This is a genomic window from Hamadaea sp. NPDC051192 (assembly GCF_040682475.1).
GTDB classification, from domain to species: domain Bacteria; phylum Actinomycetota; class Actinomycetes; order Mycobacteriales; family Micromonosporaceae; genus Hamadaea; species Hamadaea flava.
Map to the genome: position 1 here is coordinate 36,873 of NZ_JBFBAZ010000027.1, position 17,286 is coordinate 54,158.

Below are 17,286 nucleotides of genomic sequence, written 5' to 3' on the forward strand. Positions count from 1 at the left end.
AGGCAGCTCCTAGGAAGTGCCATGTGGACTGTCCAACCAAGACGCTTGGATCAGCCGCGCGCCCTCTTTGCGGGTGACCAGCCACGCCCGGCCCGGCGGCAGCTGACTGGCCCGGACATTGCCGAGGATCGGTCCCTCGTTCTTGTCGCCCGACATGACCAGTCCCGGGGTGTTGACCTCCTTGAGGCGTACGAGGGTCTGGTCGAACGCCGACCGGCCGGAGCTGCCCCCACGCTTGGCGATCACCACGTGCAGCCCGACCTCGCGGGCCGACGGCAGCAGCTCCTGCAACACGACCAGTGGATTCTTCTCCCCCGCCACCAGGTCGAAGTCGTCGACGAGGACGAACAGCTCCGGGCCGGTCCACCAGTCCCGAGCGCGTAGCTGCTCCGGGGTGATGTCGGCCCCCGGCAGCCGCTTGCGCAGCGACCCGTACGCCTCGGCCAGCATCTGCTTGCCCTGGTCGGCGCTGGTGGCGTAGCCGATGAGGTGGCTCTGCGGGATGGTGCCGAGCAGGCTGCGCCGGTAGTCCAGCGCGATGATGCGGGCCTGGTCCGGCGTACGCCGATCGGCGATCGACCGGCCGAGCATGCGCAGGAAGGCGGACTTGCCGCACTCCGTCTCGCCGAAGATCAGGAAGTGCGGATCGGCGTCGAGGTCGAGGTAGACCGGGCGCAGGTCGGCTTCGCCGAGCCCGATCGGCACCTCGGGACGGTCGGCCGCGGCGGCCAGCACCTCGGCGTACTCGACCCGTTCGGGGAGAAGCCGGACGCGTGGCGCGATCCCGCCCGACCACGCTGTGCGTATCAGTGAAACCGCTTGATCGACCGTCGGCCCGGCCGAGCTGATCGCGGGCAGGGCCGACAGGAATTGATACGAGTCGGAGGTGATGCCGCGGCCTGGGACGTCCTGCGGCACGTTGGCCGCGGCCCGCCGCCCGATGGCCGAGTCGGACGGGTCGCCGAGCCGCAGCTCGACGCGGGAGCCGAACAGGTCACGGACCGAGGGCCGCAGGTCGAACCACCGGTTCGCCGCGGCGACCACGTGAATGCCGTAGGTGAGACCGCGGTTGGCCAGGTCGTGGACCTTGGGTTCGAGGTCCTCGAACTCGTTGCGCAGGGTGAGCCAGCCGTCCACGACGAGGAAGACGTCGGCGCAGCGCTCGTCGCCGAACTCGCCCGCGGCGGCCCGCCGCCGGAAGGCCGCGACCGAGTCCACCCGATGCTCGACGAAGAACTGCTCCCGGTCGGCGAGCAACGCGACCAGCTCGGCGACGGTACGCCGGAGCAGGTCCGGCTCGCGCCGCGTCGCGACGCTGCCGACGTGCGGCAGGTCGGCGAGCGCGGACAGGCCGCCGCCGCCGAAGTCGACGCAGTAGAACTGCACCTGGTCGGGGGTGTGGGTGAGGGCGAGGCTGAGGATGACCGAGCGGACCAGGGTGCTCTTGCCGGTCTGCGGCGCGCCGATGACCACGATGTGCCCGGCCGCGCCGGACAGCTGAAAGCGCAACGCCTCCCGGCGCTGCTCGAACGGGCGGTCGACCACGCCCGCGAGGGCCTCCAGCGTGCCGCGCCGAGCCGGGTCGGCGGTGGTCAGGCCGAGCCCGGGGACGGCCTCCAGCTCGCCGATCACCGCGTCGACGGGGACCGAGTCGCTCAGCGGCGGCAGCCACACCTGGTGGGCGGGCGAGCCGTGCCCGGCCAGCCGCTCCGTCACGATGTCGAGCAGGGTGTCGCCGGTGACCGCTTCGAGGTCGTCCTCGGCGTCGGGCGACTGCGATTCCACGGTCGCGGTCGGCTTGGCGACGTAGCCGGAGACGAAGGGCGCCACGGTGACCGCGGTCTCGGGCACGGCGGCGGCCTGCGTACGCCGGTGGACCCCGGACACGTACGCGGCGCGGAACCGGATGAACGCCTCGACGCCGAACTTGAGGAACCCGTGGCCAGGCGCCCGGGGCAGCTCGTACGCGTCGGTGACGCCGAGCACGGCGCGACTCTCCATCGGGGAGAACGTCCGTAGACCGATGCGATAGGACAGATGCGTGTCGAGGCCTCGCAGGCGGCCCTCTTCGAGTCGCTGGCTGGCCAGCAGCAGATGTACGCCCAGCGACCGCCCGAGCCGTCCGATCTGGACGAACATGTCGATGAAGTCGGGCTTGGCTGACAGCAGCTCGGAGAACTCGTCGCAGACGATCAGCAGGCTGGGCACCGGTTCCAGCGGTACGCCGGCCAGCCGGGCCCGTTCGTAGTCGCGCAGGGAGGCGTAGTTGCCCGCCCGGCGCAGCAGCTCCTGACGGCGTACGAGTTCGCCGTTGATCGCGTCGGTCATCCGGTCGACCAGCGGAAGCTCGTCGGCCAGGTTGGTGATCACGGCGCTGGTGTGCGGCAGCAGGTCGAGCTTGGTGAAGGTCGCGCCGCCCTTGAAGTCGACGAGGACGAAGTTCAGGATCTCCGGCGGATGCGTCACCGCGAGCGCCAGCACCATCGTGCGCAGCAGCTCGGACTTGCCGGAGCCGGTCGCGCCGATGAGCAGCCCGTGCGGGCCCATGCCGTCCTGGGCCGACTCCTTGAGGTCCAGCTCGATCCGCTCGCCTTCGGGACCGACGCCGATCGGCACCCGCAGCCGCTGCCGGTTGGGCCGGGGCTGCCAGGTCACCTCCGGGTCGAGCGCGTACGGGTCGGGGATGTCGAGCAGGTCGGTCAGGTCGTGGGTGAACGTCATCGCCTGCTCACCCGAGCTGGCCCGGGCGAGCCGCAGCGGCGACAGCTGGTGGGCCAGGCACTCCGACACGACCAGGGGCAGGTCGTCGGCGTACCCGAGGACCTGGGAACCGGCGTGCGTGGTGGCGGTCAGCCGGCCGTCCGCGCCGACCTTGAGCACCAGGGTGCTGCGGTCGGGGTGGCGGGGCGGCTCCCCGCCGATCCACACCACGGTCGCGCCTTCCACTCCGCCGTCGGCGGCCAGATGGTCGGAACCGGCGGTCTCAGCGCCGTCCACGACGACGAGCACATGCGGGCCGTCGATGCTGACCTCGGTCGCCGCCGGGTTGAACCGCGGCCGGGTCGACAGCGTCTCCTCCAGCATCGCCTCCAGCGCCGCCAGCGACGTGGTGACCAGCCGCAGCGCGCCCAGCGCGTCGGTGTTCTCCGGATGCGCCGCGTGCGGCAGCCACTTGACCCACTCCCAGAGGAACCTCGACTTGTCCCCGGCGCAGGCCCCGATCAGCAGGTCGTCGGGCGCGTGGAAGAACGCGGCCTGGGCGACGATCGCCCGCGCCACGTGCCGGGCCTGCTCCAGATCGCCGTGCAGGTGGACCGAGGCGAACCCGTCCAGCGCGACGACGATGGGCAGCTGGTCGACCTGCCGATAGGTGCTCAGGAAGCGGCGCAGGGCGCCCGCGCTGACCGGCTCGGCCTTCTCCACCGGCACGAACGGCGGGGGCACCAGCGGCGTGGCGAGGTCCCGCGCGCCGAGGCCGAGGCGTACCTGGCCGAAGTCGGGATCGGCCGCCCGCCGCTCCCACAGCCGCGAGCTGTCCACAAGCGACCACAGCAGACCCGGTTCGGGATGGCGGAAGTACTCCGCCGCCCGCTGCGTCCGGATCGCCGAGCGGACCGTCCGGCGTACGCCCGCCAGCTCGAAGAGGTAACCGCGCCGCAGCTTGGTCATCTCACCCTTGCTGCTGCCGGCGAAGCGGGAGAACTGCGTACCCACCATGCCCAGCATCGCCACGCCGAGCAGGCCGCCGGTGATGATGCGCAGGATGCCGCCGGAGTTGCCCGCGAACAGCAGCATCATCGCCACCGCCCCGGCCATCATCGGCAGGATCATCATCATCCGGGCGCCCATGCCGCCCTCGGGCTCAGGGATCTCGGACGGAGGTTCCAGGACGATCTCGCCGGCGGGGAAGGGAGGTGCGTTCCGCCGCGGCCGGCGCATCCGGATCGTGGTCGCCACCGGCACATGATAGTGACGAGGGGACCGATCTTGTCTATTGTGAACGCCGTTGCCGGGGAGGACGGTCCATGGTGGAACAGACGGGACTGGCGCGGATCATCGTCATCGCCCCGCATCGGCGGGTGGAGATGGCGGTCCCCGAACATGTCCCCCTCGCGGGCGTGCTCCCGGCGGTGCTCCGGCACGCCGGTCGCACTCTCGCCGAAGACGGCGTCGACCACGGCGGCTGGGTGCTGCGGCGGGTCGACGGCGGCCGGCTCGATCCGGCCCGGTCGCTGGCCGCGCAGGAGGTCTACGACGGCGAGACGCTCGTCCTCGCACCTCGGGACCAGCACTGGCCCGAGCCTGCCTTCGACGACGTGGCCGAGGCCATCGCCGAACGGGCCGGCCGGCTCGGTCTGGTGTGGAGCGCCGGGGCCACCGTGCGCGCCGGATGGTGGGCCGCCGCGGTCGTGCTCGCCGCCGGACTCGTACTGACCGCGGTCACCCCGGCGAGCTGGCAGTCCGGCCTGGCCGCCCTGGCTGTGGCGGCCGTCCTGCTGGGCGCGGCGGTGATCGACGAGCGGCTCGATCCGGGTGTCTCGGCGGCCCGCCTGACCGCCCCGTTCGCCATGCTCTACGCCGCGCTCGGTGCGGTCCTGGTCAGCGCGCCCGGCCCAGACGACCTGCTGCGCCCCTGGCCGCTGACCGCCGGGCTCGCCGGGCTGCTGCTCGCCGCCGCGATCGGCCGGGCGCTGATCCGTGACGACGTCTTCTTCACCGCCGGAGCCACCTTCGGCGCCTGCCTCGGCATCGTCGCGCTGCTCAACGCGATCGAGTGGGCCACTGTGGAGGGATCGGCCGCTGTCGTGGGTGGACTGACCGCGATGGCGCTGATGACGGTCCCCCGGTGGGCGATGGCCGTCGGCGGTGTGCCGACCCCACCCGTGCCCACCCTGACCGGCCAGGCCGAGGCCGCCAACCCGCCCGCCGACGTGCTCAACGAGGCGGTCCGGCGCTCGGATCGCCTGCTCACCGGTCTGCTCGGCGGCGCGTGCGCCACCCTCGCCGCGTGCGTACTGCTCCTGACGGCCCACCCCAGCCCGTCTGGCGTCGCGCTGGTCGGGGCGCTTGGGCTGATCTGCGCGTTGCGATCCCGGGCTTTCGCCACTGTCCGGCATCGCGTACCGCTGCTGGCCGTGGGGCTGCTGTCTGTCGTGAGTCTCCTTTGGTACGCCTGGAGCAGCATCGGCGGCACTGCGGGCGCGACCGCGGCGGTGGTGGCCGCCGGGCTGGCCTTCGCGCTCGCGGCGCTCGCGGCCGGACGGCGGTTCTCCCGGCGTACGCCGTCGCCGCATCTCGGGCGGCTGGGCGACTGGTCGGCCTTCCTGGCGACGGCCGCGGTGCCGATCCTGGCCGCGCTCGTCCTCGGCCTGTTCGGCTTCATGCGTGGACTGGGCGGCTGACGATGCTCAGCCGACGCGATCTGATCCAGTCCCGGCAGTACCTGCACCAGCGCCAGATCAAGGCGATGGTGGCGCACCGGCCCGATCCGCTCGACTGGGCAGGCCGTGCAGCGGGCGGGACGATCTTCGCCGGCATCATGCTGCTGACGATCGCGCTCGGGGCGACCGCCGTCATCGGCCTGATCTTCCCCAGCGGCAGCAAGGCCTGGCAGAGCTGCGAATCGGTGATCGTCGAGAAGGAGTCGGGCGCGCCGTACGTGTGCGACCTGGCGTCCCGGACGATCTACCCGGTGGCGAACTACGCCTCGGCCGCCCTGATCCTGGGTCGCAGCGACTCGGTGAAGGTCGCCCGCGCCTCGTTGACCTGGCCGAAGGGCACCCTGCTCGGCCTACCCGGAGCGCCGAGCGACCTCGTGCCGGCCAAGGCGTACCTCACCGGTTCGTGGAACCTGTGCACCGCCATCCGGAAGGACTCCGCCGGGCGGCCCGCCGCGGTGACCATCGTGCTAGCCGGCGCGCAGCCGACCGGGGCGACCGCGCTGGGCGAGAGCGCGGTGCTGCTGGCCGGGCCGGACGGGACCCGCTACGTCCTGTGGTCCGGCCGTCGTTACCCCGTACGCGAGCCGCAGTACGTTCTGCCCGCGCTGGGCTTCTCCGTCCAACAGGGACTCCCGGTGGGCGACGCGTGGCTGGCCCCGATCCCGCTCGGAGCGGCGCTCGGCCCGATCGACGTCGTGGGTCTCGGCGAACCGGCCCCGAAGCTGGACGGCGTCAAGGTCGGGCAGATCGTCCGGGTGGGCGATCGCTCGTACCTGGCCCGGCGCGAGGGCCTGCAAGAGATCACGCCCCTGCAGAGCGCGCTGATCCGCGGCGTACGCGGCGAGCCGGTCACGCTGGATCCCGGTCGCCTCGCCGGCGTCGAGATCATGCAGCCCATGGCGTTCGTCGGGACCGCACCGCCCCGGGAGATCCCGAAGTTCGCGTCGATCGGCGACGATGGCATCGTTTGTGCCAATATCTTGGGCGACGAGGTGTCTCTGACGACCGGCGGCGGCCTCCCGCTCCGGGCGGCCATGGTCGCTCCCCGGCGGGCGTCCGGCCGCGGCGGGATGCCCCTCGCCGACGCCGTCCTGATGGAACCCGGGCACGCCGTCATGGTCCGGTCGATGGCCAGCTCAGGGGCGACCGGCGGACCGCTCATGTTGATCAGCGACCTCGGGGTGCGGCACGCGGTCCCGGATGATCAGACCGCCGTGGCCCTCGGGTACGCCGGAACCCCGGTGCTCCTGCCATCGTCCCTATTGGACCGGTTGTCCGAAGGCGTCGCGCTCGACCCGCAAGCCGCCCGCCAAGCAGCGGTAACGGCAATGTCACCTGTGGACACTTCTCGGCCCCGGCCGTAGCCGATATCGTTTACGCCACACCACGGGGCGCAGCGGCGGACGCGCGTTCGGGGCTCACACTCCCCACCCAGGGGGAACGCCACGATGGGAGGCAGGCATGGCAGTACAGCTCAGTATCGAGGATCTAGCGCGGGCCACGACCCAGATCAACACGACGTACGACCACCTGAACACGATCCAGACCGCGCTGGTGAACAAGCTTCAGGCCCTGTACGGCGACGGCTGGAAGGGCACGGCGTCCACCAAGTTCAACCTCGTGTACAACGCGTACGACGCCGCCGTCGAGAAGATCTACGAATCGCTCCGGCTCCTGGGTGAACTCATCCAGAAGGGCAACCAGGCCTACGACACGAGCGAGCTCGACCGCGAGAAGATGATCGACCTGCCGGATGTCGGCCTGATCGGGACCACGCTGGGCTGAGGGAGCTGACATGGGTTACGAAGACGTCATTCGCTATGAGTTCGACACCATCGACACCGGCGTCGCCGCCATGCGGCAAGCGTCCGAGGACGTGCTCGACGAGCTGAACCGGCTCAAGACGCAGCTGGCCGACATCCTCTCCCGCTGGGAGGGCGACGCCGACGCCACCTACGTCGATGTCAAGCAGGACTGGGACCAGGCGCAGCAGCTGCTGAACTACGCCCACGGCGAGATCGCCACCAGCGTGTCCAAGGTGAACACCAACATGCAGGACACCGAGCAGCAGGTCGTCAGCATCCTGCGCTCGCACACGCTCTGACGCTCTCCCGGCTCATCGATCCGACAGCCGCCGTGGGTACGCCCACGGCGGCTTCGTCGTCTTGACCGTCCTGTTCGGACCTCGCTGTTTCCACGCCCGTCATCTAGGTGAAGACGCCGCTCGCCGATTGAACGCGCCGCACCGCAGATGAACGGGGCGTCGACGCGTCGTGAATGTTGTGATCTGACCACAATAGACCCTCCGTCGCCCGCCGATCTTGCTTAGCGTTGACGTCATGGCGGCGCCTGATCGGGAGATGGTGGAGGCCTTGCGATCGCGGGCCGAGACGCTGCGTACGCAGGTGGAACGCGCGACGGCCGGCTTCGGCTCGATCATGGCGCAGCTCCGGTCGATCGAGGTGACCGCGGTCTCCGCCGACCGGCTCGTCACGGTCGTCGTCGGCTCCGACGGCAGACTCCGCTCCCTGCGCCTGGATCCGGGCATCTACCACCAGCCGGACTCGGCCGAGCTGGCGTCCTCGATCGAGGAGACGATCCGTGTCGCCGCCGACGCCGCCCAGCAGCGGACGGTCGAGCTGTGCGAGCCGCTGCTGCCACCCGAACTCGTCGGGCAGAAGGACTTCACCGGCAGTCCGGAGCAACTCCTGGAGTCGATCACCGGCGGGTTCGCCGACCTGTTGCGGAAGGGATGAGGCTGCGATGGCCGACCTGACTCATGTGCCGGATCCCGACGGCGCCCGGACCGCCGCCCAGCGCCTCGACAGCGCCGTAGGCAATCTGCAGGACGTCGTCACCGAAGCGCTGAACCTGGTCAAGTCGATGGAGGCCCAGGCACCGCTGTTCGGCGGCGACGAGGGCGGGCGGAAGTTCCGGTCGAACTACGACGTGTCGTCCGGCACCATCATCACCTCGGCCCAGTCGCTGGTCGACGGGCTGGGCACGGTGGGCAGCGTGATCAACAAGTCGGTCAACGGCACTTCCTCGACCGAGGACGACAACACTCGCGCCATCCCCAGCTAGCCCAGAACCACGGCCGGGGGTATGCGGTGATCGAGCTGTGGGACTTCGGCGAGCCGTGGAACTCGGTCCGCGACGCGCTGATCTGGCTGGGATCGGGTGGCTCCGGCTGGCCGGAGGCCAACGAGGACCAGATCCGTACCCTGGCGCAGGCGTGGCAATCGGTCGGCGAACGCCTACAGTCCGGGCTCGCCGAGGCCAACGGCGCGGCGGCGGATCTGATGGCCGCGTGGGGCGGCGACGGCGGCAGCACTTTCGCCGAGCAGTGGCAGACCCTCGGCGTCCAGCTGCCTCAGCAGTTGGTCGACATCATCCTGAACGGGGTCGACGGCAACCCTGGCCTGGCCCAGTCGCTCGAAGACGCCGCCCTGAACATCGAGTACGACAAGATCTCGACTCTGATCGAGGTCGCGGTCGTCATCATCGAGATCTTCGTCATCCTGGTCACCGCGTGGATCGCGTTCTGGGCCGCTTGGGGCGCGGCCGCCGCCCGCATCGCCGTCGGCCGCGCGGCGATCTGGTCCATCATGCGCGAACTGATCGCCCACGCCGCCGCCTCGTTCGGCCAGCGCGGCCTCCGCGAAGCGCTACTGCAATCGTTGAAGCAGTGGGCCAAGACCACCCTCAAATGGGAGGTCGCCAAGGAGATCGGGGCCGAGACCGGCGTCGACATCACCGCCCAGCTGGTCCAGTTCGGCAAGGGCACCCGTCACGAGTGGGACGTCAAGAAGACGGTCTCCTCCGGCCTGGGCGGCGCAGCCGGAGCAGTCCTGAGCTTCGCCAGCCCGATCGGCGAACACATCGCGGGCGGCATCACCAGCAAGGTCGGCAAGACGGCGGTCAACCTCGGCACCCGCGGCCTCGACGAGTTCATCACCGAGATCGGCGCCGAAACCATCGCCAACGGCGTCGTGTACGGCAACTGGGGGGTCAACCTCGGCAATCTGGGCAACCGGATCGGCTCCGGGGTGGTCCGCGACTACACCAGCGAGAAGGCAGACCTGTCCGGCCGGGCGCTGGACATCGCCAAAGCCACCGTCGGCCTGGAAACGCGTACGCAGGCCGCAGCGAACGAGGCCCGGCAGGCGGCTCAGAACGCGGCGAGCGAGGCAGAAGCCGCCGCCCAGCAGGCTCACCAGCAGGCGACCCAGGCGCGGCAGGCAGCTGCGACGGCCACCCGGCAGGCACAGGCCGCGCAGCAGCGGGCGGATGACGCGAACGCTGCCGCCCAAGCCGCCGTGCTGCGACACGGAGCCGATTCGGTTCAGGCCCGGGAGGCGGCCACTGCCGCTCAGACCGCCACGCGTCAGGCCGAGATCGCGCAACGCGGTGCGACCCAGGCGACTGCGGCCGCGCAGCAGGCCGAGGACGCCGCCAAGCACGCCGATACCGCCGCCCAGCAGGCTCGCAGCGTCGCCGATCGCATAACGCCGCCCGCCGCCGAGCCCGAGACTCCGCCCAGCACCGACGAGACCCGGACTTCGCCGCCGGGCACTCAACCCGAAGGCACTCCATCGACGCCGGCACAGCCTGGCGATACAGGTGCGCCACCACCGAGTACTCAGCCCGAGGGCGCTCCGCCCGTCCCATCGGACACGCAACCCGAGGGCGCTCCACCGGTCACGCCGGATGCTCAGCCGGAACCCGAAGGTGGTCCGTCGGCGCCCCCGGCGAACGGATCCGGCGGTGTTCCCGCTGTCGCACCTGCGGGCGGTTCGCAGGACGCGCCGACGGTGCCGCCTGGTTCGCAGCCGAGCCCCGAGTCCCGCGATGGTGGTCTCGCCCCGACGGCACCGCACGGCGACCAGGGCGGCACCCAGACGGTGCCCGCCGGCCCCGACACGCAGCCACGGTCCGATCTGGACGGCACCGGATCCACGGAAGCCACCGGCCCAGATGTGCTGCCGACTACCTATGCAGCCATGCCCGTCGCGCCGATGTCCACCCTAACCATGCGCTCCGGCACCGCGCCCACCACTAACGTGCCGCAAGCGAACGTGCCCGCCGCGAGCATGTCCACCGGCGACGGCACGAGTACCGGCCGCACCGACACGACGGGTGTTTCGCCCGGCGCACCAACGCGGGCGAACACGGCTCAAGGCCAGCCGACGGCCGAGGCAACCCGCACCACCGAGCTGCCCGCGCGCACCTCCGGACCGCGCGGCCGACGCAAGCCCGGCGACACCGACGAGAGGACCGACACCGACGGCCGGACCGACGCCGAGGAGCGGACCGACACCGACGAGCGGACCGACCGCGACGAAGGAGCCGAGCCCGACGACACGGCGGGTGCCAGGAAGCAGCCGGACACCGGTGGTCGGGCTGATGTCGAGGGTGTGGCGAAGCCGGAGCGGCGGCTCGGGGCGGCTGCGACCATCGCCTTGGCTCAGGTCGTCCTAGATGCCGCGGTCCAAGCTCAGGCCGCCGCTCACATCGCCACCCGGGCGAACGCGGTCGCGCGGACCCTCGCCTCCCCCGACGGCCAGGTGCAGATCACCGGGCCGACGTCGTTGAGCCTGACCGGCGAGGAGAACCCCGACTCCCGCGACGACCCGGACGCCACCCGGTCCGGCGAGGTTCGGCTCGGCCGGGGCGTACCGGTGGGCGACACTCGGCTCGACGGCGAGGTCCCGGCCAGCCGAGCCGACGTGCAGCGCCTGATCAGCCTGCTGCCCACCGACGCCAACGGCCGTCCGCTGCTCTACCCGAACCCCCGCGACCTCTGGGTCCAGCACCTCAACGACGGCGGTTCGACGGTGCCCGGCCGCGCTACGAACTGCGACTCGGGCATCAACGCGTTCCTGTCCACGTTCTTCGGCCACCCGGCCGTGGCCGCCGCCACCGTGGGCCGGGTCGGCGTACCGGCGCAGCGGTCGGAGGACTGGGCTGGGACTCCGCACACCCGGCTGTCCGACGGGGTCGCCGGGTTGACCGAGGTCGAGGCGGCGCTGGTGAGCATCGCCGCTGGGTTGACCAGCGGTCAGGGCGCGGTGGCGTCCATCATCGCTCGGCCGCCCGGCAGCGCCGTCGCCCACCGCTACGCCCTCACCGTCGTTGTGGAAGACGGCCAACCGCAGCTCACTTATGTCGACGTGCAAACGGGCACGGTCTACGCGGTCGAACTCGGCGAACGACCACCCATCACCCTCAGCACCGAGATCTTCGTCTTCACCCTCGACCAGACGGCACAACCCGTACCGATCAGCAGTGACGCGACGCAGCCGGACGTCCGGCTCGGCTATGCGCTGGTCGCCGGTCTGCCGGGCACGACCGGTCCGGTGTCGCCGGCCGACGCGAACGTCGCCCTTGGTCAGGTGACGGCGGTGTTGCAGGCGATCAGCGACTTCCCGACGTCCGAGACGGCTCGGCGGCTCCTCCTCAGTGCGGTCCTTCCGGCCCTCCAGGGCGTCACCGCGGCCGTCCAGAGTGGAGCCACTGTGGACGTGCAGACGAGCATGGCGGCGCTCGATCGGGCGCTCGCCGCTGTCTCCGCCGATCTTGCCGACGGCGTACGCCGTGATCAGGATGCGAATGCGCAGCTGGACAACCACCTCACCGAACTGGGCGACCGTGGGCTTCCGGCCGAAGTGGGGACTGCGCTTCGGAACGCCGCTCGCGGCGCGCTCGACGCGGACGCGGCGCTGCGGATGCTGGCCGCCGACCCGAGTGCGCTGCTCAATCGGATCGGCGACATCGCTCCCCTGGCGGCGGCTCGCCAGCAGGCGCGGGAGTTCGCGGCGGCGATGGCAGTTGCGGCTGACGGCGTACTGGCGGCGGAGAGCACCATGACGAGCGCCGAGACCACCTTGGCTCGCGATCTCGTCACCGGAGTGGACCCGGCGCTGCTCGATCCGATCGCGGCCAACGGACCCGTCGCGGAGACTGCCCATCACACCGCCGTAAGCGAGATCGGCGCTGCGCGTACGACTCAGGAATTGGCAGCGACCACCCAGAATCTCGCCGCCGCCGTGACGCCGCTCGCCGACGCGGTGGCCGCGTGGGTCGACGCGGCCGCGACCCACGACGCGACCCAGTTCCTGACCGCAGCCGTGATCACCTTGGGCGGCCTGCGGTATGGCGAGGAGCTGAGCGCGCCGGCCGCGTTGCGGGTGAGCGGCCTGGTCGTGCCGGAGATCCGCGCGCTCGCCGCGCTGATCCGGTCCGGACAGGCGTCGGCAACCGAGCTGGATGATCAGGTCGCGGCGGTTGTGGCGGCGATCTACCGGCTGCCGGCCCGGACGACGCGGCGGGTGATCCTCGCGCTGGAGGAACATCGGCATGACGCGGAGGAACTCGCGACGGCCGCCGACCTGATCGCCGACGCGTTCGCCGGGCCGGCTGCGGCTCCACTGTCGCCGCTCGGCCTGCTCCAGGAGGCGGCGAGTGAGTCGCGTATGGATGATGCGGCAGTCGCGCCCAGCCTGGCCGACTCCCCCGGCGATCGAGCGGGCCGACGCCGCGAACTCGAGCAGCTCACCCAGCACGCCGTCCGCGCCACCGGCCAACGGCACGCGCTTCGGTCGCTCGCGACGCTGCTGGCGATCACGTACGCGGCGCTGACCGAAGCGGACCGGGTGGTGTCCGAGGTGGAGGCAGCCGAGGACCGCCTCCGGGAGTTGTTCGGCGCGGTGCCGCCGGCGGTGGCCGCAGACCTGGCCGCCCGCCGGCAGGCGGTGCAGGATGCGACGCGGCAGGTCCTCGACCTGGTACGCCAACCGGGCGGCCGAAGGGCGCTGACCAACGCGATCGGTCCACTCACGAGCCTGACCGGGGAACTGGACGACGCGGTCCAGGAGGCCGCCGCGATTCCGGATCTGGCGAGCCGTGCCCGGTCGGCGATCAGCGCCGCCGCGACGGTACGCGCCGACATCCGGTCCGGGCTGGTCAGCCCCACTGAGGCGAGCCGGCTGTCGCCGGAGGCGGTCGCCGCTCGGCAGGCCGTCGCCGCCACGCTTGCGCCGACGGTAGCGGCGCTGGACCGGCAGTCGGCCGAGGTGCGGACGCGCCTCGACGGGCTGGCCGACGCCCTGCTCGATCCCGACCCCGACACACGCGTCGACGCACTGGTGCAGCTCGACCAAGCTGTGTCCGAACTGGAGAACGGCCACCACACGATCAGCGCGATCCTGCCGGGTGCCCGGAACACGGCCGACGCACGGGCGCTCGCCGTGACCCGCGCCGCCGAGTTGGAAGCCGCGGTACGCCAGGTCGCGCCGCAGCTGACGGGCCGGTGGGGACCGGGACGGGTGGAGATACGCAACGGCGAGCTCGTCGTCGAGTTCCGGCCGGCGTCGTGGCGTACGGGGGCGGGCACGCGCTTCAGCGTCCGGGTGACCTTCGGGGCGACTTCGGACGGTGTCGCGTATCAGGCGACCACCGCCTCGCATGCCTCGATCAGCAACGCGTCGGTCACGTCGACGTCCGTTGTGGAGATCTCGACGGAGCTGGCAGGCGATCCTCGGCTCGCCGAGGTCGTGGCGCACGCGCTGACCGACGCCGCTTCGGAGGTCTACCACGTCCAGCGCAGACGCTGGGCCAAACTGGACGCTCGCGCCAAGGCTCGCCGGTACGCGCGGCGTACCGCGCGGGACGACAGCATGCTCAGCCGGCTCGCCGCCGCGTTCTCCTACGGTCGGCAGGCCGATCTCGTCACGCCCGATCCCACCGCCACGCCGGCGCAACGGCGTGCACGGCAGGAGGTGGCCGCCGCTGACAGCGTCACGCGCATGCTCGCCGAGATGGGTCTGCTGACCGATCAGTCGGGTAACCCGGTGCGACGCCGGGCGTTGAAGCGCTGGTGGAAGGGGCGTACGGCGTCGCAGCGGGAGCAGATCGCCGCCCGGGTGCTGGACACGCGGGCACGCCCCAACCAGGCCGACGTACGCCAGCGGGCGGCGCGCGCGGCCACCACCCTCGCCCGTCGGGACGGCACAGCTTTCATCGTCGGTTCGACCGCCGTGACGCAGGGCGGCCGGGTCATCGGTCTGCGGGTGACGCTGCCGCCGCTCCACCCCGGCCAAGCGCGCCGGGAGATCACCGTCGGCCTGGCCGTGAGCCCGGGATCACGGCGGCTCGGGCTGACCGCCGCCGACCGCCACGCCGCCGTACGCCTCGACGTGCAGCCGGACGGGACGATCCGGTTGTCGCTGCGGGAGGACGCCGCCGACACGGTGATCGACATCGAGATGGCCGCCGCCCTGGCCGAGCTGGCGTTCACCCAGACGCCCCGACCGGACGGCACGGCCCAGCGCGACGAGGACGCCGATCGGCTCGCGGCTCGGGCGGCCGCCGAGGTCGACGAGATCGCGCGGCTGTTGCTCGCGGCCGAGCCGATGCTGCAGACGGCGTTGCGCGACCGTCTCATGACCATCCAGATGCTGCTCAGCCAGGGCGTACCGCAGACGGCGGCGGTCGCCGAGGTCCGGGCGGTCATCCAGAACCTGCTCGACCAGGACGCGCGCACGATTTTCCGGTACGGCCGGCTCACGCGACTCAAGCAGGGGATGTGGGGACCGCCGGACGCCAGCACGGTCAGCATCGTCTTCCACCTCGCCCGCCGGGCCGTCACCGCGACCGCCGCCACGCAGTCGGCGTACGACGTGAACCCGGAGGTGGGCCGGACTCCCGATCAGAGCCTGATGAGCGCCGTCCGGAGCGCGACCCGCGAACCCGTCCAGGGCACGGCGGACAAACGCTCGGCGGCCACCCGGGCGGCCCAGCAGGATCCGCCGGAGTTGAAGTCGGCGGGCGAGAAGCCGAAGCGGCGGGCGTGGAAGCCGAAGAAGCCCGGCAGCCGTCAGGCGGCAGCAGAAGCGGGTTCCGGGTGCGACAGCCGGCGGCGTCACCAGCTCCCTCGCTCCGGCGCTGCTGGATCCGTCCGGTGTGGATGGAGCGCGGCTGATCAAGATGGCGCAGGTGCTGGCGGGCGAGATCATGGCCTCCGGCTACGGCCAGGCCGAGGTCGACTATCGCCAGGACAACCTGGAGAAGACGGGCGACGACCGGACGAAGCACGAGACCAGCCTCGCCCCCGACACCCGGCGCAATGTGCTGGCCAAGACGCTGGATCAGGTGCTCAGGGCACTGCACGGGCGGCGTACCGAGGTCGCCGCGCTCTCGCCGCAGGAGCAGGCCGCGCTGCTGGATCGCTTGCGGCGACTGCGTACGGAGCTGCTCGACGCGCGCCTCGCGATGCGGGCCGAGGTCGCCGACAAGATGGCCGACATGAAGTGGCACCGCCGGTTCAAGGGGGTCTTCGGGCGTCGTCGCCCGGGCAGCCGCACGATCGACGGCCGGGAAGTCACCTACACATTGCGCGGGCGAGGTTACCGCGACGGGACGCCGCCACCCGGAACCAACCGGATGCGTACCGGGCCGCAGCAAGGTATCACCGGGGCCCAGTCGATCTCGCTCCAGGCGGTGATCACCGTGCTGGCCAAGCCCGGCAAGGCCCTGCTCGCCCCGTTCGTGTACGTGGTCGCCGTCGCCGCGAGCAACATCACCTGGGGCTGGACCTACGGCATCAACCGCAGCACGCTCAAGCCGCACGAGGTCGCCGACACCCAGGCGCTCGAAGCCTGGGACGCCCAGCGTGCGGTCGAGGACGCCTTGCACCAGATCGACGACCTGGAACGAGAGCTGACCGGCCGGACGCCGGTCGAGCACATCCGGCACCCGCGCCGGATCGGCCGCCGGCTCGTGGCGCGGATGACGCGCGGCGACACGCGGGCCGCGATCCTCCAGCGCATCGAGGACATGGACCTCGGCCGGGCCAACGAGGTGTACGCCCTGACGCAGCTGGTGATCAAGCACGGTTGGTCGACGGTGGCCCGAGTCCTCACGTACGCCGTCGGCGGGATCGGTCTCGCCGCGCTCAAGGACATCCACGCGACCGTCGTCCGGAAACTGATCACGAACGCGGTACGCGCGCAGGCCGCGCTCGCCGGCGGTGAGACGCAGGTCCGCTACCTGACCCCGATCTACAAACGGGCGCACGAACGCCGCGAGCTGGCTGCTGCGGCCGCTGCGCTACCGACCGACGTCCTCGGCCTGGCCGACGAACTGCTGGGACTCGGCCGCGCAGTACGCCATCTCAGCCGCGAAGTGCAGCCCGCGCCCGCGACGATCGACCCACCCCGGCCCACCCGCCAGGAAGCCCGCCAGCAGGCCAACCGGAACCTCCGATTCGCCGTCACGGGGCCGGGCCGGATCGCCGACCGGTTCCGCCCGCTCGGGCTGCGGCCGGGGCCGAACCGTCCTGGCCGGGTGCACATCAATCCCGCCGACCGGGCCGCCCTCGACATCCTGCAGCTGCGGGTCACCGACCTCAGCCGGGCGAATCAGCTGGCCCGGGACGGCTTCCCGGTGCCGGCGGCGATCCAGCCCGACCTCGTACGCGCCTCGATCGTGACCGCCCTGGCCGATCTCGGCCTGCTCGCCGTCCAGGAAGGCAGCCAGCCCCGGTGGGACGCGGCGGCGGCATACCTCGACCGGCGCTATCGGCTCGACCTGACCCCGCTGAGCCACCTGCGCCGGATCGGCCCGAACACGCCCGTCACCACGGCGAACGCCCCGGTGATCGAGGCCGTCAACGCCGCGCTCACCGGCGACCCGCTGCACGCCGCCGTCCTCGCCCAGCTGGACGCGATGGCGCACGAGTTGGGCAGCCACGACGGACGCCTGCGGATGCTGGAGTTCGTCGACCCGCACACGCTGCGCTGGACGAACGGGCGCCAGCGCGGCGAGATCGCGTTGACCGTCGAAC

At 71.6% G+C, this 17,286-nt stretch carries 8 protein-coding genes; 7 read left to right on the forward strand and 1 reads right to left on the reverse strand.

What is annotated here, in order from left to right; translation table 11 throughout:
• Positions 1–9 precede the first annotated feature (9 nt).
• Positions 10–3,939 carry a type VII secretion protein EccCa gene (gene eccCa / locus AB0M47_RS14410; protein ID WP_363412930.1) on the reverse strand — a complete coding sequence of 1,310 codons (3,930 nt, stop codon included), beginning with the start codon at positions 3,937–3,939 and terminating at the stop codon, positions 10–12.
• An 86-nt stretch (positions 3,940–4,025) separates the two neighbouring features.
• Between eccCa and eccD the strand changes: the two genes are divergently transcribed.
• The 7 genes from eccD (at position 4,026) to AB0M47_RS14445 (ending at position 16,474) form a co-directional block, all read left to right on the forward strand.
• Positions 4,026–5,402, forward strand: a complete 1,377-nt coding sequence (gene eccD / locus AB0M47_RS14415; RefSeq protein ID WP_363412884.1) for a type VII secretion integral membrane protein EccD — start codon at positions 4,026–4,028, stop codon at positions 5,400–5,402.
• A gap of 2 nt (positions 5,403–5,404) precedes the next feature.
• A complete protein-coding gene (gene eccB, locus AB0M47_RS14420; protein ID WP_363412886.1) occupies positions 5,405–6,805 on the forward strand; it encodes a type VII secretion protein EccB in 1,401 nt (466 codons plus the stop codon).
• Positions 6,806–6,902: 97 nt separating this feature from the next.
• Positions 6,903–7,226, forward strand: a complete 324-nt coding sequence (locus tag AB0M47_RS14425; protein ID WP_363412888.1) for a WXG100 family type VII secretion target — start codon at positions 6,903–6,905, stop codon at positions 7,224–7,226.
• 10 nt (positions 7,227–7,236) lie between these two features.
• Positions 7,237–7,545: a WXG100 family type VII secretion target gene (locus tag AB0M47_RS14430; protein WP_363412890.1), complete on the forward strand. Its 309-nt coding sequence runs from the start codon at positions 7,237–7,239 to the stop codon at positions 7,543–7,545.
• Between the two features lie 235 nt (positions 7,546–7,780).
• Positions 7,781–8,197, forward strand: coding sequence for a YbaB/EbfC family nucleoid-associated protein (locus AB0M47_RS14435; protein ID WP_363412892.1), 417 nt, complete (start codon positions 7,781–7,783; stop codon positions 8,195–8,197).
• 7 nt (positions 8,198–8,204) lie between these two features.
• On the forward strand, positions 8,205–8,525 hold the full coding sequence (locus AB0M47_RS14440) for a hypothetical protein (protein WP_363412894.1): 321 nt from the start codon (positions 8,205–8,207) through the stop codon (positions 8,523–8,525).
• A 26-nt stretch (positions 8,526–8,551) separates the two neighbouring features.
• The gene (locus tag AB0M47_RS14445; RefSeq protein WP_363412896.1) at positions 8,552–16,474 is read left to right on the forward strand and encodes a toxin glutamine deamidase domain-containing protein; all 7,923 of its coding nucleotides are present in this window, start codon (positions 8,552–8,554) and stop codon (positions 16,472–16,474) included.
• Positions 16,475–17,286 lie beyond the last annotated feature (812 nt).